Here is a 21,979-nt window from a genome sequence, read left to right as displayed (position 1 = left end):
AGCCACAAAGACCATTTCCGGATAGAAATCTGCCCGTGCGGGACAATCATTTCAGGACGGAAACGATGCTAGATCTCATTGATCATCGCCATGATCTGATCCGTCCCGAAGCCCTTCAGGTTGATCGCTCCAGAACGGCAGGAAGCGACGCACAAGCCGCATCCTTTGCAGAGCACAGGATTGATCTCCGCCTTCCCTGCAAAAGGCCCCTTTTCTATGAATGATGGTGCCGAATAAGGGCAGACGCTTACGCAGACACCGCAGCTGCTGCAATACGCCGGGTTGATCTGGGCCACCGTGCCGCTGACTTGAACGGTCTTCCTGGCCAGCAGGGTCACAGCCCGCGAGCAGGCGGCCTTGGCCTGGGCCACCGTTTCATCGATGGGCTTCGGATAGTGCGCCGTACCGCACAGGAAAACGCCGTCGGTCGCAAACTCCGAGGGCCCGAGCTTCGCGTGCGCCTCTACGAAAAACCCATCGGCGTTCATAGGAATCTTGAACAGCTGTGCAAAAGCCTCATCCTTTTCGGGGATGATGGCAGCCGCCAACACAAGCAGATCCGAGCGGATCAGGACCGGCCGGCCCAGGATGTGGTCATCCACGACAATCTCGAGCGCATCCGTTCCAAGCTGCACGACGGGCTTCTTCTCATGGGCGTACCGGATAAAGATGACGCCGGCCTGCCGCGCCCTTCGATAGAGGTACTCACGCTCCCCATAGGTGCGCATATCCCGGTAAAGGATGTAGACATCCATATCGGGATTGAGTTCCTTCAGATGCAGGGCGCTCTCCACCGAATGGGTACAACACACCCGGGAACAATACGGACGCCCCGGTTCACGGCTTCCGACACACTGAATGAAGGCGGCGCTCCGCAGCCTCTTCAAATCCGCGTCATTCTGGATGAACCGCCGGTCCAGATCGAGATGCGTCAGGATCCGGGGGTCCTTGCCGTATTCGTACACGTCGGGCCGCCACTCGTGGGCCCCGGTGGCGACAATCGCAACCCCGTGCACCAGCTCATCCTGCGAATCGCCGCAGCTCAGGGTCGTCTTGAAATTTCCGACAAAGCCTTCCACATTTTCGAGCGTGGTATCGAGACGAACATCGATATTGGGGTCCTTTTCGACCGACCGAACCAGGGTCCCGAGATGCGCCTGGACATCCTCCCCCTTCCAGGTCCGGAAGAGGCTCCTCGCCTGTCCTCCCAGGGTGCCGGCCCGCTCCACCAGGCAAACTGCATAGCCCTGCTCCGAGAGGGTCCTGGCCGCGACCATGCCCGAGATACCCCCTCCAATCACCAGCGCCTTCTGGTTGACCTCCAGGCTGGTTTCTGCAAGCGGTTCCATCAGGGCAACCTTCGACACAGCCATCCTGACCAGGTCTTTCGCCTTCTCCGTCGCGGCCTGCGGATCCCCCTTGTGCACCCAGGAATCCTGATTGCGGATATTGGTCATCTCGAAGAGATACTTGTTCAGACCGGCGCTGATCAAGGTTTCCTGGAACAGCGGCTCATGGGTTTTCGGTGTACAGGCGGCCACCACGATCCGGTTCAGGTCTTTTTCCCTGATGACCTGGCTCATGATGTCCTGCGTATCCTGTGAGCAGGTGTAGAGGTTGTCCGCTACATACTCGACGTAGGGCAACCCCTCGGCGTAAGCGCGTACAGCCGGGACATCCACCACACTGCCGATATTGATCCCGCATTGGCAGACGAACACACCGATCCGCGGCCGCTCGCCCAATACGTTCCGCTCCACGGGGAGCTGTTTTTCCTGTGTGAGTGTATTGCGGGCATCCCTTAGAAGCGCGCCCGCATCCGCCGCAGCGGAACTGGCCTCGATCACGGACTGCGGGATATCCTTCGGCCCCTGGAAGGCACCGCAGACATAGACGCCTCTCCTGGACGTGGCGACGGGGTCGAAGGAGGCCGTTTTACAAAACGACCCCTCCGTCAGTTCGACACCCAGCTCTCCCGCCAGCCGCACAGCCTCAGGAGCCGTCTCGAGCCCGACCGACAGAACGACCATGTCGAAGGCTTCCTCGATAAACTCCCCCTGCTCGTTCGCATACTTGAGGATCAGATCGCCGCTTTCCGCCACCTCATCGATCGTGTGTACACGGGAACGGATGAACCGGATACCGTGTTTATCCCGCGCATCATCGTAGTAGCGCTCGAAATCCTTGCCGTGGGTCCGCATATCCATGAAAAAAACCGCGCACTCCAGGGCGCTTCCGGCGTGCTCTTTGGCGATGACGGCCTCTTTGATCGCGTACATGCAGCAGACCGAAGAGCAGTAGCCATGGTCGCACCGGTTGATGTCGCGCGATCCGACGCATTGCAGCCAGGCGATCTTCCGGGGTTCTTTGTGGTCTGACAATCTTGCCAGGTGCCCCATGGTCGGGCCGGACGCAGAGAGGATGCGCTCGAACTCCATCGAGGTGAGGACGTTGCGGAATTTGCTGTAGCTGTAAGTGTCATACTGGCCGGGGTCGAAAGGACGGAACCCCGGGGCAAGGATGATGGAACCTACATCCACCTGGACAACCTCCGGCTTCTGCCGATGCGTTTCGAGCGTGACGGCGCCGGCCCCGCAGGCCTCCACACACTGATAGCATTCGCAGCAGTACCCACAGTTCAGGCACCTCCCCGCCTCCGCGAGCCCGGCCTCTTCGTCGTAGCCGAGTTCGACCTCCTTGAAGCTGCCTTTCCTGGCCTCGAGATCGAGCTCGGGCATCCGTGCCCGCCGGCGCAACGCCACCTCAGGGGCAATCGGGCGATAAACCGGCTCGGGATTCGCGACGACCTCCCGGCCCGCCGCCATGTCGACGCCGTCCAGATATCTCACTATCGATTCAGCGGCCTCCCTTCCGGCGGCTATGGCCCCAATCGCCACCCAGGGACCCGTCTGGACATCGCCGCCGGCGAAGACCCCTTTTTTCCCAGTCGCAAAGGTGACCGGATCGGCCTCCACGGTTCCCCAGCGCGTCAAAACCAGGTCCTCTGTATCCTCAACGGGAGACAGGTCCGGGCGCTGTCCGATCGCGGGGACCAGTTGATCGATCTCGATCTCGAACTCGCTGCCCGGCAACGGCACGGGCCGCCTGCGCCCTGACGAATCCGCCTCACCGAGTTCCATGCGGATGCAGCGCAGCCCCACGACACGTCCATCCTCGACCAAGGCCTCCTGGGGTGCCGCCAGATAGACGATCTTGGCCCCTTCGTCCTCGGCCGCCTGGATCTCCTCTTCCCATGCCGGCATCTCGGTCCTTGTACGCCGGTAGATGATGTGAACCTCCTCGGCCCCGAGCCGGACCGCCGAACGGGCCACGTCGATCGCGACATTTCCGCCGCCGATGATGGCCACCTTCCGGCCGACGGGTGCAGTGCCCTTCAGATTGACTTCCCGCAGGAAATCGACGCCCTGGCGGACACCCTGAGCCTTCTCGCCGGGTATCCCCAGCTGGATGCCCTTGTGGGCCCCCATTGCCAGGAACACCGCGCCGTAGCCCTCGTCGAAAAGGCCGCCCAGCGTGATATCCCGGCCGAGCGCCGCATTGGTCTTGACCTCGACGCCTAAACGCGTAACGACCTCGATTTCCCGGTCCAGGACCTCACGGGGCAGCCTGTGGCCCGGAATCCCGACGCGGAGCATCCCACCGACAGCCGGCAGCGCTTCGAAGATGGTCGACTGAATGCCTTTCCTGGCAAGATGGTAAGCCGCGCTCAGGCCTGCCGGACCGGAGCCGATAATCGCCACTTTCTCCGCCCGCTTCGGAAGGCAATCGATGGCGATCTCCCTCGGGTCGAACCGATCGGCCGCCAACCGTTTGAGATCCCGAATGGCCACCGGTTCGTCGACCTCGCAGCGCCGGCAGGCGTCCTCGCAGCCATGCGGACAGATACGCCCCAGAACCCCGGGCAGAGGGAGGTCCTCCATAATGATCCGGAGGGCCTCTTCGTATTTGCCCTGCTTGACCATCTGCACATAGCCCTGAACGTTCAGACCGGCCGGACATGCCAACCGGCAGGGCGCCTTGTCGGCCTTCTGGATGGCGAACGCGCCCGGGATCGCCTGGGCATATTTCTTGTAGGTCGCCTTTCTCTCGGCAAGACCCTGGTCGTATTCGCTCGGCAGGTTGACGGGGCAGACCGCGGCGCAGTCTCCGCAGGCCGTACATTTCAAAGGATCGATATATCGAGGGGTCTTGTTCAGGGTAACGGTGAAGGAACCTTCCTCACCGGCGACGTCCGCGATTTCGGCGCAGGTGATCAGATTGATATTCAGATGCCGGCCGACCTCGACCAGTTTAGGGGAGATAATTCACATGGCGCAGTCATTGGTAGGAAAGGTCTTGTCGAGTTCGCTCATCACACCGCCGATAGCGGAGGACTTCTCGACCAGATGTACAAGATATCCGGAATCCGCGAGATCCAGCGCCGCCTGCATCCCCGCGATCCCACCGCCTACAACCATGACGGAACCTACCACTCTCTCAGGCATCTCATTCTCCTCATAGCGATCCTTCAAAAAAGCGACCTTCTCAGGTCTCCTCACTTGCCACAGCGCACCTTACTCCGTAGCGTCGAAAATTGTCAACCAAAATATGGACGGGCTACGGGCTGAACCGCTCGTCTTTACAGACAAAAACGCCGCTGTGCTTCCCATTCCATCTTCAAAAATGGCTTGAATCGAATTCGTCCCGATGCTATTTTGTCTCCATCCGGAAAAGAGCATCCGGCACGACAACGTTTCCGATCCAGAGATTCGGAAGAGGGCTTTTCCCTTCACCGGCTGCGCCTTATCAGTCCCATCCCTTCGGGATGTGACCCCGGTTCGGCCGATCCCGGCGTCCATCTGGACGCTTGCTTGTCCGCGACCCGATCCCGGCGATCACCGCGAAGGCGCAGGCCGAGGCCGGACTGGCCCGAAGAGAAACGCTTCCGAAGAATCCATACCCATTCTAAACATACCGAGGCATCGCTATCAACGTTTTGTTTCTCGTCACCCCGGCAGGTGTGAACCCCCGGCCGATCGGGATCCAGCCCGCGAAGGAGGCAATTCTATGGTCGACCATTCGCCTTCCCTGCTGAATATCGGGATTGTAGGCGGCGGGAACCTTGCCCGTGAGGTCCTCGAGAAGACCACCAGTTCATATTCCCAGGCCGAGGTCAAAGCACGCTATGTGGCTGTCGCCGACCCCGATCCATCCAGCCCCGCAATCCTCTTTGCCAAATCCACCGGACTCAAGGTCCTGGATGATTATCATGGGCTTTACGACCCGTCCCTCGACATCCATCTGATTTTCGTCCTGTGCCGGGACGAGGCGGTCACGAACGACGTCCTCAAAAACAGCCCCGACCACATCCGCATCATGACCCGAGCCGTCTTCATGATGTTCTGGGCCGCGACGCGGCTCGAGGAGGCCAAATGGCGTGACCGCAGCCTCGAGATGGAGACCATCCTCAACGGCATTCAGGATTTTATTCTGGTCATCACCCCCGACCGGAAGATCGTGGAGGTAAACGAGGCCTTTTTGACCAAAATGGGATACAGCCGCGAGCAGGTCGTCGGTCACTCCTGTCACGAGGTCTTCCAGAAGGGCAACCAGCCCTGCAACGAAGGCATCATCTTCTGCCCCATGAATGAGGCCATCAAGAACCAGGAGCCTTCTCAGCAGGTCGTGACCCGAATCGACAGCGACGGTCAGCCTATCTACACCGAAGTCACCATGTTTCCGATCTTCGAGCAAAACGGCCGGATATCGAAATTCATCGAAGTGAGCCGCGATATCACCGACCGGAAGCGGGAGGAAGAACGCATCACCCAGCGCCTCGAAAAAATGGTCGAGGAGCGGACAAGGGCCCTTGAAGAGACGCACGCGAAGCTTATCCACCAGGACAAGATGGCCTCTTTGGGGAAGCTGTCCGCTTCCGTCGTCCATGAAATCAACAATCCCATCGCCGGCATACTCAACCTGATCCTGCTCATGAAGCGCATCAACCAGGAAGGCCGTCTGAGTACCGACGACCTGCAGAAGTTCGCCCGCTACCTGGATCTGATGGAGACCGAAACCCGGCGGATCAGCCGGATTGTCTCCAATCTGCTTACCTTCAGCAGACAGTCGAAAATTGAATTGAAATTCGTCGATCTCAACCGTCTGATTCAAAAAACCTTATTCCTCAACTCCAACCTGCTCAAGATCAACCACGTAACCGTCGTTACGGACTTCGATCCTCGACTTCCCGAAATCATGGGCTCGGAGGATCATCTCCAACAGATCGTGATGAATCTCGTTTCCAACGCCGCTGAAGCGCTCGAAACAACCCACGGCGGTACCTTGACCATCAGAACCGGCACACCCGACGATGCGGGCCATGTCTTCATCGCATTCGAGGACGACGGCCCTGGCATCCCCAAGGAAAACCTTCCACGCCTGTTCGAGCCCTTTTTTACCACCAAGAAAAAGGGGAAAGGCGTCGGCTTGGGTCTTTCCGTAGCCTACGGCATCATCGAAAACCACGGCGGATCGATCGAGGTCCAGTCCGAACCGGGCAAAGGCACGACGTTTCTTGTCAAACTCCCGGTCATTCGGGGGCCGAACCAGGCCTCCTGACGCCGATCTCGGAAGCGCACGAGACCGGGAGGGGCCGGATGCAGCGATCATCCGCACGCCTGACACGCTCCATACGCGAAGGCCGATCCCCGGCCGGGACCCCCGAAACCGGGCGTCCGCCCCAAGGGACTCCGGTAAAGGCGCAAAGCAAACAACCCGGCAGATCCGGGCGGGGGACGAACGAGTCCCCATCCGGAAATGATTTCCCGTTAGAACCCGGTCCCCAATCCGGAAATGAGGTTTTTTTTCACACGCTTCGCGTGCTCAGTCCCACCGCTTCGCGGCGGGTCCCGGTTTGCCAATATCAAGGAAATCAAGCGTTTGTGCGGAGGCGACCTGTGGGTCGCCGCACAAACAAACGTGCAGATCGACGCCGAGATTGGCAAAAAAGACCATTTCCGGATGTACCATCCAGTTTCCAATCCGGAAATGAGGATTTTTTGCCAATATCAAGGAAATCAAGCGTTTGTGCGGAGGCGACCTGTGGGTCGCCGCACAAACAAACGTGCAGATTGACGCCGAGATTGGCAAAAAAGACCATTTCCGGATGGAAACGAATGAGGAGGGCTCCATCATGGGCGGCAGCAAGATCCTGATCGTCGATGACGAACTTATCGTGAGGGAATCCCTTGCAGGCTGGCTCGAAAGAGACGGCCATCAGCTGAAGACCGCTTCGAGCGGCGAAGAGGCCCTGACGATGATCGAAGAATCCCGCTTCGATATCATTCTGCTGGATATCAAGATGGGGGGGATGAGCGGTCTCGAGGTGTTGAAAGCCGTCAAAGAAAACGACCCGGACATCGCCGTCATCATGATCACGGCCTACGGCTCCGTCAACACGGCGGTCGAGGCCATGAAGTACGGTGCAACCGACTATCTGATGAAACCCTTCGACCCGGACGAACTTGGCATCCTGATCGAGCGGATCGAAAAACAGCAGCTGCAGGCGCGGGAAAACCAGTATCTCCGCCAGGAGGTCCATGAAAGAACCCGCTTCGAAAGCATGATCGGGCAATCGAAGGCCATGCAAAAGGTCTTCGAATTGATCCAAGATGTCGCCCCGACCGACTCGACTGTCTTGATACGAGGAGAAACCGGCACAGGCAAAGGTCTGGCCGCAAAGGCCATTCACACCCTCAGCCAGCGCTGCGCCGGGCCCTTTGTCGCGATCAACTGCGGCGCCTTCCCCGAGCAGCTCCTCGAAAGCGAGTTGTTCGGCTACCAGAAAGGCGCCTTTACCGACGCCAAGGAGACCAAGAAAGGCCGGTTCGAGCTTGCCCACGAAGGCACCCTTTTTCTGGATGAAATCGGAGAGATCAGCATGCGGATGCAGATCGATCTGCTGCGGATCCTGGAGGATCGCGTCTTCTACCGCCTTGGGAGCACCCAGCCCCTGGAGGTGGATTTCCGTGTCATCGCGGCGACCAACCGAGACCTCGAAAAGGCCATTCGTGAAAGAAGCTTCCGGGAAGATCTTTACTACCGCTTGAACGTGTTTACGTTCGAGATGCCTCCCCTCAGGGAACGGAAGGAAGACATCCCGCTGCTCGCCGGGCATTTCCTGAACCGGTTTGCCCAGGAGACCAACAAAACGGTCGAACGGATCAGCCGGGACGCCCTGGACGAGATGATGCTCTATGAATGGCCCGGCAACATCCGGGAACTCGAAAACGCCATCGAACGGGCGGTCGTCGTCGTCAAAGGCGCGGCTATTCTGCCCGAGCATCTACCCATCTTCAGCCCGGACCTGGTCTCCAGACCCTCCGATCAATCCCTGAAGGAGATGGAAAAGATGCATATCGCCCAGATCCTGGAGCAGAACCAATGGAATATCTCGAAGTGCTCCGAGATTCTGGGCATCGACCGGTCGACCCTTTACAGCAAGATCAAGCGCTACGAAATCAGGAAGAAGGATTGAACTCAGGGAAAACACAATCCATCATCCTCTCCTCCATAGGCAATGGCCCGGAATCCTATCTCGAATCCATCGGCAGTGAAATCCGCCGCCTTTTCGGCTACCCCACGATCATCGCCCCCCTGATGGACGACATCGACTTTTCCTACAATCCCCAGCGGGATCAGTATCATTCAACGGCCATCCTTACCCGGCTTGCCGAACTCGCACCGCCCGACGCGTTGAAAATCCTCGCCGTCACCGACCGCGACCTCTACATACCGATCCTCACCCACGTCTACGGCGAAGCCCAACTGGGGGGCAAGACCTGCATCGTCTCGACCCACCGGCTGGGCGAAGGAATCTCGGCCGGGAGCGATGTCGAACGGCTGCGATGCCGCCTTGTGAAGGAGGCCATCCACGAACTCGGCCATACCTTCAATCTCAAACACTGCCCCGAAACCCGCTGCATTATGCACTATTGTCGAAAGATCGATCATGTCGACCGCAAATCCCAGGCATTCTGCCGATATTGCAGGGTCCTCCTTCAGGACGAGTTGAACAGAGTGACGGAGTCGACCTCCGAAACCCCTCCAGACGGAACGGGGGGCGATTTCACGTCTTGAAGACCAGGCGGCTCAACCGGTCCCAGCCCAGTTCGGGCACCTCTCCATAAAGGTCCCCCCGGATTTCGCCTCCGTCGTTGGCCATCGGACCCAGTGCCTCCTCGATCAGACCGAACAGCTCATCGACCTCTCTGCGCAGGAATGTTTTCGTTTCCTGGTCGATCATGAGCTGCTTCAAATCGGTTCTGAGCGATGTTGCATGGACCGTCATAAGCCACCCATCCGTATAGGGATGGTCGACCGCCGAACGACCGTCTTCGAGGAGATCCTGGTTGACCGCCGTTACGATACCACTCAGGGGAGAACGGACGGTTGAACGGTTTCCGCCCCGATAGACGCTTATCGCAGGACGATCCTGCCTGATCTCCTTTCCGATCAGCGGCGATTCGAGGCGATCGAAGGGCCCCAGTATTTTGAAGGCGAAATCATCCAGACCTATGCGAACCATCTGGTCGCCCTCCACCTTCACCCATGCGTGCCCTTCGTGAAAATAGTACCCCTGCGGCACATCGAAACCCCTGATCCTGATCGTGTCGACAGGCTGGACCACGGCATGGACCCGGTAGTGATCCACAAAAAACTGTTCGAACTCGCAGTCATCGCAGCGGTAATCATGTGTGCAGGCCCTGTATCCGATATACCCTTCCACATGCCGCTTGCATGGGCGGCCCGTATTCGGTCGGTTTCCAGTCTCCCGTCGTTTTACCATGACACCCCTCCCCTGGATCCGATGGCCCCTGTGAAAGGTCCCGGCCCCTCCCGGCGGTTTCCGCCTCGGCAAGCACCGGGAGACCTGCTGCATTCAAGGTTTCAATTCTCCTGGCACCCGTCACGCAAACATCGTCTTCGAATCCGCTGTTTGCGGTGATCGATCTCCTTAACCCTTCGCCCCGCTTGGGCTCCGGGCAGACGCGCGGCGATCCTGTCAGCTTTTCAAAAATGCCCGCCGGAGGTTGCTCCAGCCTAGACCCGGAAGGTTTCCATAGATGTCTTCCCCGAGGGTACCACCGTCGGCTGCCAGGGGTCCGGCCACCTCCTCGATCATGCTTTCCAGTTGACCCACTTCCTGGTTCAGCCAGCCAATGCTGTCGGCATCGGTCATCAGCCTGGCAAGCGTCCCTTTGATATCCGGTGTCCTGACGAGCATCATCCAGCCGGCCTCATAAGGCGTGGCGTTGGCCAGCGCGGGCCTTTCACGCAGATCGGCGTTGACCTCGACGATGACTCCGTCGACCGGCGACAAGGCCTCGGCATTCTGCTCGGATCGTCTGAACCCCCAACCGGGTTTGCCCTGCGCCAGTTCTTTGCCGAGCACCGGCAGCTCATAGGCATCCGCCCTTCCGAAAACTTTGAGGGCGAAGTCATCCATTCCGATCCGGATATACCCGCCGCTCTCGATCCGAGCCCATGCGTGCCCCTCGTTGAAATAATACCCCGTCGGAACGGCAAAGCCTTTGACATCATGGATTTCGTCGGGTCGGGAGGCCGTCTTCGCAGCCCACACATCCTCGAAAAATTGGTCGAAATCACACTTGTGACAAGCGTAATCGTAGGCGCAGACCCGCTCCTCGATCCGATTCGTCAGCGTATGACGGCAGACCCTTTCCAGGCCGGGCCTTCGCCGCATGGCATCCCGCCAACCGGTCGCGGCGCCCTTATCGACCTTTTTCTTCATACCCGCGTCATATTTACAGGTCGTACAATCGTAGAAATTGTTGCAGTTCTTGAAATCGACCACCCCTGCCTGCATCCAGATACAGGGATTGGCTGCCTGGGCCTGTTTGTCCGGCTTCACCATCCAGAGCTGCCCGTTCAAGACCGCCTTCAGCGAGGCATGATCCTCCGGATCCTGGCCGCGGCCCCTGCGATAGGTCGAACCGTAACCCACCGTCGCTCTCCGATTTTCTGCATCTCTTCCATTCATCGTTCTGCTCCTTTCTTTAGAGAAGGGTGATATCGCGTGTTTGCCTCCTCAATGTAGGCAATTCTCGTACCAAACAGGAGCAGACATCCCGAAATATCATTTATCTTCTTGATAATACAGTTTTTTTGAGCAATTAAGAAAAGGGCCGGGAGGATTCTGTGACCGCTTAGCCCCAGCTGACTGTCGTGAAATACGACAATCGCATGCTGCCCCATAACCACAGACAGCCATTACACAGAGGTGTTCATCCAGGTATTCCGGGCTTTAAGCCGGTTTGTCGTCCTTTCCTACATGCCTGTCCTGTTTTTCTACACCACGACGGATCGAAGGGTATCGATGCTGGGCTACACGCCTGCGCGTCCGCTGGAGACCGTCTGCCTCCCGAATCGGCGGTGTGGCGCTCAATTTACCTGAATTCTTTCAGCCCCGATCTTTTCGGCAGCGGAACCCTCCGGGATCGGACGGAGATTTCCGCCCGGAGCGAATTCCCTTTGACGATTTTTTCCTGATGACCTATATACTTCTCATTCGTAAATGGTTATTCAGCACAACCCCGTTTCCAAACCCGAAATGAGGATTTTTCTTCACAGCCTTCGCCCGCTCAGTCCCACCGCTGCGCGGCGGGTCCCGGTTTGGTCGATGTCAAGGAAATCAAACGTTTGCCCGGAGGCGACCTAGTGGTCGCCGCACAAGCGGACCTGCACATTGACGCCGAGATTGGCCAAAAAAAACCATTCCGGATGGAAACTGCTGCGCACGAAGCTTCCGGGATACGCACAGCGAAAAGTTCAGTCCATCGCCGGTACGGATCGCCGTCTTACGCGCCTTGCGGCCGCACGGTGCATTGGAGTGTCGGCTGCGGGAGAGCCCTGCCTCCCGATCCAGCCCCCTGCATGGATTCAAATGCGTCGAACGACAGACACCCTGACCAGACTGTTTCGAGGACAACCACCGTCAGGGTTCCACCCCTTCTCACCCCCTGCAATCCTTAGATGATGGAGCGTTGCCATGAAGCGAGACAAGGCGGTCGTTGTATTGGGCACTTTCGATTCCAAGGCGGAGGAACATGGCTATCTCAGGGACGTAATCAAAGAACGGGGTTTTCCGGCGCTGACGATTCACGCCGGGACCAGGGCGCCGGCGCCTTTTCCCGTCGACTACGATCTTTACACGGACGTGATTGCGCCCCGCGGCGGCCTGGGCCGGGACGAGGCCATCGAGGCCGTCCTCGAGAAAGGTCGATCCCTCGTTCATGATCTTTACCGGCAGGGTGATTTATCGGCTGTCATCTCGGCAGGCGGAGGAACCGGGACCTATCTCTGCACCGAGATCATGCGCATCCTCCCCATGGGCATCCCCAAGGTCATGATCTCCACGGTGGCCTCCAGGGACATGTCCCGAACGGTCGGAACCAAGGATATCACCATGATGCACAGCGTCGTGGACATGCTGGGCATCAACAGCCTTTCAGCCGGGGTGCTGGAGCGGGCCGCCGGCGCCGTCTGCGGCATGGTGGAAAGCAACGAGCAGTACAAAACCTCCATCACGAAAAAACGGGTCGCCTTGACCCTGTTCGGATTCATCACGGAGGGGGCGGAGTACGTTCGCTCCCAATTAGAGGCGCTGGGATACGAAGTCATCCCCTTCCACGCCAATGGAACCGGCGGCATGGCGATGGAAGAACTGGCATCAGAGGGGTTGTTTGCGGGCATCCTCGACTTCGCGACGCATGAACTGGCCGATGCCCTTCTGGACGGTTACTGCGGAGGCATCGGGCCCGGAAGGCTCGTACCCTTCACCGGCGGCCCCAACCCACCCCGGCTGGTGGTCCCCGGGGGCCTCGATTGCGCGGTGCTGATCTTCGACCGCAATCATATCCCGGCGCCATACCGGGGCCGCCGCATCTTCTTCTACGATTTCCGGTCCGCCGTTCGATTGAGCCGTGAGGAGGCAAGGACGCTGGCGGAACAGCTGGCGGAGAAACTGAATCGTTTCGGCCGGGCAGCCCGGCTGTTTGTCCCTATGCCCGGGTGGTCGGAGGCCGACCGGGAAGGGGCGCCTCTTTACGATCCGGACATGAACCGTTTTTTCCTGGACGCGGTCCGTGAACATCTCTCCCCTGATGTAGCCATCCAGGAGTCAGGGCATCACATCAACTCGAAGGCCTTCGCCGAGCAGTGCGCACGGGAGATGCATGCCATGATCCAGCAGAACAACCCTTAGACGGAATCTTTCCGCCAGGCGTAAAAGCGAGGGCGGCGCGGCGATTCAGAAAGCCGCCTCACTCATTCCGGGCGTCTTCCCGGATCCAGGCCAGGATCCGCGCAGTGAGGGCGCCGATGCCCTCAACCGGGGAGGGGTTGTCGCCGGACAGGGTCTCGAGCATGCGAAGAAAGGCCTTGGCGGGTCTCGAAAGGGACTGGTCCTTGAGGTAGGCTATGCTGACATCGAGGTACAGGTGCTCGCCCCTTATTTCGGGCGTCACCAGCCTCTTTTCCTTGACATCCTGCATCACGGCCGCCTTGACGAGAAAAGAAAACCCTTCACCCCTTCCGACCAGGTCCTTGATAAACTCGACATTGTTGGTTTCCATCAGGATATTCGGGACTCGGCCGTACCTCGCGAAAAGATCGGCCACGCGCAGACGTGTGCCCGATCCAGCGTCCTTCATGATGATCGGCTCCCCGGCCAACTCGGTGAAGTGTACGCTGCCTCTATCCGCAAGCCTGTGAGCGGGGGAAAGAATCGGCAACAGTTCTTCCTGGCTGAAAGGCCTGAAAATGACCGCACGGTTTTCCTCCGCCTTGGCGATGACCGCGATCTCGATACTGAGATCGAGGAGGCTGCGGGTCATCTCGGCGGAGCTGCCCTCGTTCAGAAAGACCTTTATATCCGGATAGTGCTTCAAATAGGCGCTGACGAGGTAAGGCATGAAGTAGCGGGCATAGGTCTTCGTAGTCCCTACCCGCAGGACACCGCGCTTGAGTTCGTGCATCTTGTCGATCGCGACCTCTATCTCCTGCTCGAATTCGAAGACCTTCCGGGCGTAATGGAACAGGGCCTTGCCTTCATCCGTCAGATAGACGTGCCGCCCCTTTTTTTTGAACAGTTTCAGATTGCAGGCTTCTTCGAAGGCCCGGATCTGGGCCGTCACAGCGGGTTGGGTTATAAAAAGCCTCTCTGCTGCTTCGGTAAAACTTCCCGCTTTCGCAGCGTAGTAGAATATCCTGAAATGATTGAAATTAATCATGATCTAGGACCTCACGCCACCCAGCGCTTCCCGCCGTGCCAGGGGCCGCCCAAACCTTCCGCTCGTCTCGAACGGGCCCCGGGGCCGGATGCGGCCTTCGCCATCCCAATCGCTGCCTGCCCCTAAAAACCTGTTTCTCCCGGATACGCATCAAGGGAAATTCCACCCACACTCGCCTCTCGCAACGCCGCCGCATGCTCGGGCCGCTCGCACCGATCTGCGCAGGAGGCGGCAATGCCGGTTCCCCGCCGCGAGAGGATCCGCCGCTCTGACCCCTAACAACTGATTATAGATAAATCTCATTCATAACCAGCGTTTATTAATACCATAAAAAAAATGCATTTGACAGTTTTCTTTGAAAAGGCGATTTAAGGGGTAACGATTGCAGAACAGGATTCCGTCTACGGTCGCTTTCCCCGCATTTCAAGCCTGGGGTGCGCAGGAGACACGGAACTCCGACGGGATGCAGCATGACATTCCTCCAAATTCAAACTGTATTCGAACCATTCCTGATACGGCGACAACTTTTATCGCCGGTTATCTCGAGACTCACGGCTGGAAAATCTGAGCAACATGCTCCTGCCCTGCCAAGCAGGGGATCGAGTTCAATCGAGATGGCCCGCGTTGCCGATGCAGGCGAGAACGCTGGCTTTCTGAACCCGCACAGACCGCTGTGCATCTGACCAGGCAGGTTTTTTGGACGAATATAGGCTTAACGAACAGATACGCGGATATTCATTCCTCCCCTCAATCCAACCTGCTCGTTTCTTACGTATCACGGTAGGGGGGGCAAATTCCTGATATATATTCGATCGCAAATTACGTACTGCATTGCGTAGCAATAGCGTAACCATATTGTCCTTTTTCACTAATTTAAACCAAATGGAGGGCATTTTGAAATGAAAAGCATGAGAGATTTCATCAAACTGGCGGAAGAACATGACGCGCTGAAGCGGATCAAGGCCAAGGTCGATTGGAACCTGGAACTGTCCCACATCGCCAAGCTGAATGAAGAAAAGCACGGCCCGGCGCTCCTTTTCGAGAACGTGAAGGATTACAGCACACCGGTCATTACGAGCGTCTGCACAACCACGGAGCGGCTTTCCATCATCATGGGGATGGACAGGACATCTTCTCTGACCCAGATTATGGAAGAGTGGGTCAAGCTCGGTGACAAGAAGGTTCCCCCGAAGATGGTCGACAAGTCCGCCGCGCCTTGCAAAGAGAATATCATGATGGGCGACGAGGTCGACCTTTACAAATTTCCCACGCCACAGTGGTATCCTCTCGACGGCGGCCGCTATCTCGGCACCGCCCATTTCATCATCTCGAAAGACCCCGAGACCGGCTGGGTGAACCTCGGCACCTATCGCGCCCAGCTCCTCGGCAAGAACAAGATGGGTACCCAGTTCATCAAGGGCAAACATGCCGACATCATGCTCAAGAAGTATCAGGCCATGGGCAAAAAGATGCCGGTCGCCTCGATCATCGGCTGTGATCCTCTGCTCTTCATCCTCGGCGCCGCGCGCGTCTCCGCGTTCGTTTCCGAGTATGATGTCGCGGGCGCCATCCGCAACGAACCGGTCGAGGTGGTCCAGGGCGAAACCGTGGATCTCCCGATCCCCGCGCACGCCGAAATCGTTGTCGAAGGAGAGGTCGACCCCGAAGCCTTCATGGAAGAGGGGCCGTTCGGTGAATACACCGGGTATTATTCCGGCGTCGGAACCGATCCCAGGAACTTCATCGATGTCAAATGCGTGACCCACCGCAACAACCCGATCCTCTGGGGCACCACGGTCGGCCGCGCGGTCACCGACACGCACATGACCATGGCCCTTTCCTACGGGGCAACCCTCTGGCAGCAACTCGTCGCCATGAAGATCCCCGGTATCCGCTCAGTCTACTGCCCACCCGAAGGCTCCGGACGCTTCCTCGCCATCATCTCCATGAAGCAGATGTACCCCGGCCACGCCGACCAGGTGCTAACCGCCGCCATCTCGACGGAGATGGGCGCCTACGGCCTCAAGACCGTGATCGTCGTCGACGAAGACATCGAACCCTGGGATATTCCGCGCGTCCTGTATGCTCTGAGCTTCCGCTTCCAGCCGAACCGCTGCCAGGTCATCAAACGCGGCCGCTCCACTCCGCTCGACCCCTCGCTACCCATCGACGCCAGGGATATCACGGGGCGCCTCCTCCTGGATGCCACCATCCCCTATGACTGGAAAGAGAAGCCCATCCCGATCAAACTCGACCCGGAGATAGTCAAGAAGGTCGAAGCGCGCTGGTCAGAACTGGGGTTCTAACCCTCAAACCGGAAACCCTCCCCCGGGAGGCGCATCCCCCGGCCTTTCAGGGCGGGGGATGCGCCGAAAACCGTTTGGGCGGGCAAGTCCGTTTAAAGCCGGCCGCCGGACGGACAATCGCATGAAGGCAGACGAACATCCATCCAATTCGAGAGGGACGCAAAGATGAAACCGATCCGTTATCAGCAGAAGATGGTCGATGAATTCCTGAAAAAGGGCTACTGGACTCAGGAGACCTTTTATGATTTTTATGATCGCAACGCCCGCGAGCTGGGTGATCGTGAAGCGCTGGTGGACTCGAAGTACCGGGTCACATGGGCCGAGGCCAAAAAGCTGGTGGATGCCATCGCCATCTCGTGGGTGGAAATGGGCATCCCCAAATTTTCCCGTATCATCATCCAGTCGCCCAACAGCGTCTACGGCTTCCTGGCGCGCGTTGCCAGCGAACGCGCCGGCCTCATCTCCCTGACCGTTTACCCCTACCTGCGGGAGAAGGAGCTGGAGTACATGGTCGAACGGACCGAGGCCGCGGCCGTCGTCATCCCGACGGTCTATCGCAAGTTCGACTACCTCGCGATGTACAAGGGGCTCCAGGCCCGCTTCCCCTATCTCAAACATTTCTTCCTCTTCGATGATGCGGTCCCCCCCGACGCCCCGGCAGGCACCCACTCCATCACGAAACTCGCCGAGGGTCGAAGCCTGAAACCGGCCGATGAAGCCGTCCTCAAGGAAAGACGCCTCGATCCCATCTGGAATGTGGGCCTTCTCACCAGCACGACAGGCACTACCGGACTTCCCAAACTGGTCGAATGGCCCATCGCTCCCAGGGTCTGCACGTCGAAGGCCCGCGTCGATATCTGGGGTCTGAACCAGAACGACATCACCATGGCCATCGCCCCCCACGCAGGCGGCGCCGCCGGGACCCTGACCTATTTCGCGGCCCCGTTGGCCGGTGCGAAGACCGTCATGCTCGAGGAGTTCTCTCCGGAAGACGCCATGGCCCTGATCGAAAAAGAGAAAGCGACGGCCATCGGCGTGGTGCCCACGCATCTCGTGCGGATGCTCGAGGTCGACACCAAGAAATACGATCTGAGTTCGCTCCGGTTCATCCGCTCCGCGGGAGGCTACCTCTCGCCGCAGGTGGCCGAAGAGGCAGAAAACGCCTTCGGGGCCGCCATTACGAGCGACCTGGGTACCCAGGATATGGGTTCGGTTTCGGGCTGCCGCGTGGAAGACGCGAAGGAACTCCGCCGCCGCACCGTCGGCCGCATGCTGCCCGGCAACGAAGTGCGCCTGATGGACGAGGAAAACAAAAAGGAGGTCCCGGAGGGTGAGCCCGGAGTCCTCTGGTTCCGCGGCCCCCACGCCCCGGCCGGTTATTACCGGGACGAGAAGCTTACGGCTACGGTCTTCGACGAAAACGGCTGGACCACCACGGGCGACATCGTCAAGTTCGACCAGGGCTGCCTCTGGATCCTCGGACGCGCGAAAGACATGATCATCCGCGGCGGCCAGAACATTTACCCGGCGGAGATCGAAGGGCTGTTGAACGAACATCCGAAGGTGGCCTCGGTCGCCATCGTGGGCTACCCCGACCGCGAAATGGGGGAAAGGTGCTGCGTCTGTGTCATCCCCAAGGCCGGTCAGACCCTGACCTTCCAGGAGATGGTGGACTTTTTGAAGTTGAAGAAACTGGCCATGTTCAAGCTGCCCGAAAAGATGGTCCTCATGGACGCGTTCCCCACGGTGGGCGACTCCGGCAAGATCAACAAGAAGGAACTGAAGGTCGATATCGAAAAGCGGATCGCAGCAGGGGAGATATAGATCATGGCCAAGAAAGTCCTGGTGATATCCACCCTGGATACCAAAGGGCAGGAGACCCTGTATCTGAAAGAAAGGCTCGAGGCCAGGGGCCTCGAGCCCCTTTTGATGGATATCTCGATGCGCGGCGATGAGGCTTCCCCCGCCGACATCGGCCCCGGCCGCGTGGCCGAGGCCGGCGGAAGCAGCCTCCAGGAGGTTCGCGATTCCCGCGAGCGCTCCAAAATCACGAACACCATGATCCGGGGCGGGGCAAAGATCGCCCAGGATCTTTACAAGGAAGGCAAGCTTAGCGGCGCAGTCGGGCTCGGGGGCTCGACGGGGTCCCTCATGGCAACGGATGTCATGCGGGCGCTGCCTTTCGGCGTACCCAAACTGATGATCTCCTCCACCGCCGCCCTGCCGGGCCTTTCCACCCGGTATATCGGGACGGGGGATATCGCCCTCTTTCACTCGGTCATCGAGATCTCGGGCCTCTCGGATCTCCTGAAAAACGTCCTCGACCGGGCGGCCGCCGCCATGGCGGGCCAGGTGCAGGACGACATCGTTTCCCCCCGCTCCGCCGCAGGCAAGGCCATCGCCCTTACCATGCTCGGACCCTGCGAAAAGTGCGCCAGCTCCGTCCGTGACGCCTTGACCCGGGAAGGCTACCAGGTCATCGGGTTCTCCGCGGCCGGCGTCTGCGACCGTGCGATGGAAGACATGATCGCCGATGGACTGTTCAGCGGCGTCGTCGATCTGGCGCCCGGCGGCGTCGGCGAGCACCTCTTCGGTTTCATGCGGGATGCGGGCCCAAGGCGTCTCGAGTCGGCCGGGGAGGCCGGACTTCCGCAGATCATTTCGACTTGCAGCGTCAATCACATGACGCCGGCCAAATCCAAGTACAAGCCGGATTACGCCCAGAGGCCCAAGTACGATCTCGACCGGTTTCGGACCTGGATCCGTCTCTCGGCCGACGAACTGCGGGAGGTTGCAGGGGCGTTCCGGGAAAAACTCAACCGGTCCAAAGGTCCCGTCAAGATCCTTGTCCCCCTTGATGGCTGGTCCTCCGTCGATTATCCGGGGAATGCCACCTATAATCCCGAAGAGGACCGTGTCTTTGTGGAAGAATTGCACAAAGGTCTCAACCCTGGAATCGAGATCGTCGAAGTGGACGCCAACATGGAGGATCCGGCCTTTGCCGCGGCGGTCGTCAAGGCCTCCATCGAGATCCTCTGAATGAAAGATCGCAGCCGGTTTCACAGCAGCGTGCCTCCGATCGAAGAGGACCCAAGGGGGCATCCGTCCGGAAGCGAGGATCAACCGGCTGCCAGATTCGCATGCGGAAACTCTGAGCGGGCGAAGCGCATGAAGAAAAAACCATTTCCGAATGGAGACTGAGCGAGAACCAAAAAGGGATGATCCGCCTATGACATACACGACTACCGGCAAGGATCACGGCTTTCCATCAAGTGTCCGGGGTGTATCTCATCGCAGCGGCCCGAATCCCTTCCCGCTGAAACCCGAACCTCCGGCCAGGCCGGGGGAATGGAAGGGGCTGCCATGAAGCAACGAATCGTCGTGGCCATTTCAGGCGCCAGCGGCGTCATTTATGGCGTACGTCTGCTGGAACACCTCAGTAAAACGGATATCGAAACCCACCTGATCATCTCCCCTTCAGGCAGAAAAAACATCGAGATCGAAACCCGGTATGCAGCCAAGGACGTTGAAGCCATGGCCGCATATTGTTATGATCACCGGGATGTCGGCGCCGCCCTGGCCAGCGGATCCTTTCTCACCTCGGGAATGGTCGTGGCACCCTGCACGATCAAAAGCCTCTCGGGGATCGCCAATTCCTATACCGAAAACCTCCTCGTCCGAGCCGCCGACGTCACGCTGAAGGAAAAGCGCAAACTGGTGCTGGTCGTCCGCGAAACACCTTTGCATAAGGGGCACCTCAGGCTCATGATGACCGCCGCCGACATGGGCGCCCATCTTCTGCCTCCCGTGCCGTCTTTCTATCACAAACCCAAAACCATCGAGGACATCCTCGATCAGACCATTGGAAAAATCTTTGATTACCTCGGAATCGAGCACAGCCTGTTCCGGCGCTGGGGCGAGGATTCATCCGGAAAGCCCCGCCAGGCGTAAGGGTTTGAGCCCAGGGACAACAAAGGAGAGACGAAGATGCTTTTACCTAGATTTGATTACCATGAGCCCGGGAGCGTGGCGGAGGCCTGCGAACTGCTGTCACAGTTCAAAGGGAAAGGAAAAGTACTGGCAGGCGGGACAGACCTTCTGGTCAACCTGAAGAAAAAGGTGTTCACGACTGCGAATGTGATCTCCGTCGGGAAACTCACGGACCTGAAAGGGGTGGAGAAAAAAGACGGGCGTGTGCGTATCGGCGCCCGTGAAAACGTGGCGGATCTGGCTGAAAATGCCTTGGTAAAACAGACTTTCGCCGCCCTCGCCTCGGGCGCAGGCTGGCTCGGTTCCCCGCTGGTCAGAAACCTCGCGACCATCGCCGGCAATGTGGTCTCGGCCCGTCCGGCGGCGGACCTTCCCCCGTCCCTCATCGCCTACGGTGCAGAGGCCATGCTCCAAAAAACGGGCGGCGAGCGCACCGTCCCGGTGGAATCGCTCTTTACCGGCCCGGGCGCCACGATCCTGGCCCCGGATGAACTCCTGACCGCTCTTATACTGCCTGCACCGCTCCCGAACTCAGGAGCCGGCTACCAGAAACTGGGGGTTCGTGAAGCGCTCGAGATCTCCCTCGTCAACGTGGCTGCCTTCATCGCCCTGGACGGTCCGGACGGCCCTATCAAGGCGGCACGGGTGGTCCTCGGTTCGGTCGGCCCCACTCCCATCCGGGCGCCATCGGCCGAAAACGCACTGATCGGTGAAAAACCTTCCGAAGCGCTCTTCGAAAAAGCGGCGAATGCAGCCTCGGGCGACAGCCGTCCGATCGATGACTTCCGCGGATCCGCCGCTTACCGGCGTGCCATGGTGGGAGTCCTTACAAAACGCGCCCTCGATGCGGCCCTCGAGGACGCCCGGGCCAGAAGCTAGAGGAGAATGTGACCATGAAAAAACTGATCCGACTGACCATCAACGGTGAAGAAATGGAATTGGCCGTGGCGCCGAACCTGACCCTCACGGATCTTCTGCGCTACGAACTGGGCCTGACAGGCACCAAGAAAGGTTGCGACGTCGGGGACTGCGGGGCCTGCACGGTCATTCTGGACGGCAAACCCGTCAATTCCTGCCTCGTTCTGGCCGTGCAAGCCAACGGGAAGAGCATCACCACCATTGAAGGCGTGGAAACAGGCAAAGGCCTGCACCCGCTGCAGCAGTCCTTTATCGATCACGGTTCGATTCAGTGCGGCTTCTGTACGTCCGGAATGATCCTCTCGGCCAAGAGCCTGCTCGAAAAAAACCCGCACCCCAACGAGGCCGAGGTCAGGCGCGCCCTGTCCGGGAATCTTTGCCGCTGCACAGGCTACCAGAAGATCGTCGAGGCGATCCTCGACGTCGGACGCGCCGGTTGATGCGCATGAAAAG

Annotated in this window: 15 protein-coding genes; 10 read left to right on the top strand and 5 right to left on the bottom strand. The window is 59.0% G+C overall.

The features are described 5' to 3' along the window. Positions 1-68: 68 nt before the first annotated feature. Positions 69-4,505, bottom strand: a complete 4,437-nt coding sequence (locus ACZ500_RS24195) for an FAD-dependent oxidoreductase (protein ID WP_464229992.1) — start codon at positions 4,503-4,505, stop codon at positions 69-71. A 562-nt stretch (positions 4,506-5,067) separates the two neighbouring features. Between ACZ500_RS24195 and ACZ500_RS24190 the strand changes: the two genes are divergently transcribed. Further along, positions 5,068-6,618 (top strand): two-component system sensor histidine kinase NtrB, encoded by a 1,551-nt coding sequence (locus tag ACZ500_RS24190; RefSeq protein ID WP_464229991.1) that lies wholly within the window; start codon positions 5,068-5,070, stop codon positions 6,616-6,618. A 264-nt stretch (positions 6,619-6,882) separates the two neighbouring features. On the opposite strand, the gene ACZ500_RS24185 is transcribed toward ACZ500_RS24190, so the two are convergent. Continuing rightward, on the bottom strand, positions 6,883-7,014 hold the full coding sequence (locus ACZ500_RS24185) for a hypothetical protein (protein ID WP_464229990.1): 132 nt from the start codon (positions 7,012-7,014) through the stop codon (positions 6,883-6,885). Between the two features lie 70 nt (positions 7,015-7,084). Here ACZ500_RS24185 and ACZ500_RS24180 point away from each other — a divergent pair, with 70 nt between their 5' ends. Both ACZ500_RS24180 and ACZ500_RS24175 read left to right on the top strand, forming a co-directional pair. Beyond that, positions 7,085-8,536: a sigma-54-dependent transcriptional regulator gene (locus ACZ500_RS24180; protein ID WP_464229989.1), complete on the top strand. Its 1,452-nt coding sequence runs from the start codon at positions 7,085-7,087 to the stop codon at positions 8,534-8,536. After that, positions 8,533-9,138, top strand: a complete 606-nt coding sequence (locus ACZ500_RS24175; RefSeq protein ID WP_464229988.1) for an archaemetzincin family Zn-dependent metalloprotease — start codon at positions 8,533-8,535, stop codon at positions 9,136-9,138. Before ACZ500_RS24180 ends, ACZ500_RS24175 begins: the two co-directional genes overlap by 4 nt. Here the strand turns inward: ACZ500_RS24175 and ACZ500_RS24170 are convergent. Next, positions 9,128-9,847, bottom strand: coding sequence for a glycine cleavage system protein H (locus ACZ500_RS24170; protein ID WP_464229987.1), 720 nt, complete (start codon positions 9,845-9,847; stop codon positions 9,128-9,130). The genes ACZ500_RS24175 and ACZ500_RS24170 overlap by 11 nt on opposite strands. Before the next feature lie 216 nt (positions 9,848-10,063). Next, entirely contained in the window at positions 10,064-11,062 is a 999-nt protein-coding gene (locus ACZ500_RS24165; RefSeq protein WP_464229986.1) for a glycine cleavage system protein H, read from the bottom strand. Between the two features lie 1,008 nt (positions 11,063-12,070). Between ACZ500_RS24165 and ACZ500_RS24160 the strand changes: the two genes are divergently transcribed. Continuing rightward, the gene (locus ACZ500_RS24160; RefSeq protein ID WP_464229985.1) at positions 12,071-13,285 is read left to right on the top strand and encodes a Tm-1-like ATP-binding domain-containing protein; all 1,215 of its coding nucleotides are present in this window, start codon (positions 12,071-12,073) and stop codon (positions 13,283-13,285) included. A 58-nt stretch (positions 13,286-13,343) separates the two neighbouring features. Here the strand turns inward: ACZ500_RS24160 and ACZ500_RS24155 are convergent, their stop codons facing one another. Further along, positions 13,344-14,312 carry a LysR substrate-binding domain-containing protein gene (locus tag ACZ500_RS24155; RefSeq protein ID WP_464229984.1) on the bottom strand — a complete coding sequence of 323 codons (969 nt, stop codon included), beginning with the start codon at positions 14,310-14,312 and terminating at the stop codon, positions 13,344-13,346. Between the two features lie 899 nt (positions 14,313-15,211). Here ACZ500_RS24155 and ppcB point away from each other — a divergent pair. From ppcB to ACZ500_RS24125, 6 genes are all read left to right on the top strand, one after another. Further along, positions 15,212-16,618, top strand: coding sequence for a phenylphosphate carboxylase subunit beta (gene ppcB, locus ACZ500_RS24150; protein WP_464229983.1), 1,407 nt, complete (start codon positions 15,212-15,214; stop codon positions 16,616-16,618). Positions 16,619-16,783: 165 nt separating this feature from the next. Continuing rightward, positions 16,784-18,442: an AMP-binding protein gene (locus ACZ500_RS24145; RefSeq protein ID WP_464229982.1), complete on the top strand. Its 1,659-nt coding sequence runs from the start codon at positions 16,784-16,786 to the stop codon at positions 18,440-18,442. A 3-nt stretch (positions 18,443-18,445) separates the two neighbouring features. Continuing rightward, positions 18,446-19,657, top strand: a complete 1,212-nt coding sequence (locus ACZ500_RS24140; protein ID WP_464229981.1) for a Tm-1-like ATP-binding domain-containing protein — start codon at positions 18,446-18,448, stop codon at positions 19,655-19,657. Between the two features lie 324 nt (positions 19,658-19,981). Then, on the top strand, positions 19,982-20,569 hold the full coding sequence (locus ACZ500_RS24135; protein WP_464229980.1) for a UbiX family flavin prenyltransferase: 588 nt from the start codon (positions 19,982-19,984) through the stop codon (positions 20,567-20,569). Between the two features lie 36 nt (positions 20,570-20,605). Beyond that, positions 20,606-21,487, top strand: coding sequence for an FAD binding domain-containing protein (locus ACZ500_RS24130; RefSeq protein WP_464229979.1), 882 nt, complete (start codon positions 20,606-20,608; stop codon positions 21,485-21,487). 14 nt (positions 21,488-21,501) lie between these two features. After that, entirely contained in the window at positions 21,502-21,966 is a 465-nt protein-coding gene (locus ACZ500_RS24125; RefSeq protein ID WP_464229978.1) for a (2Fe-2S)-binding protein, read from the top strand. The last annotated feature ends 13 nt before the right edge of the window (positions 21,967-21,979 follow it).

This window comes from Desulfatiglans parachlorophenolica, from assembly GCF_055394735.1.
Note: the sequence above shows the minus strand (reverse complement) of the source record. Positions and strands in the feature narration are given on the sequence as shown.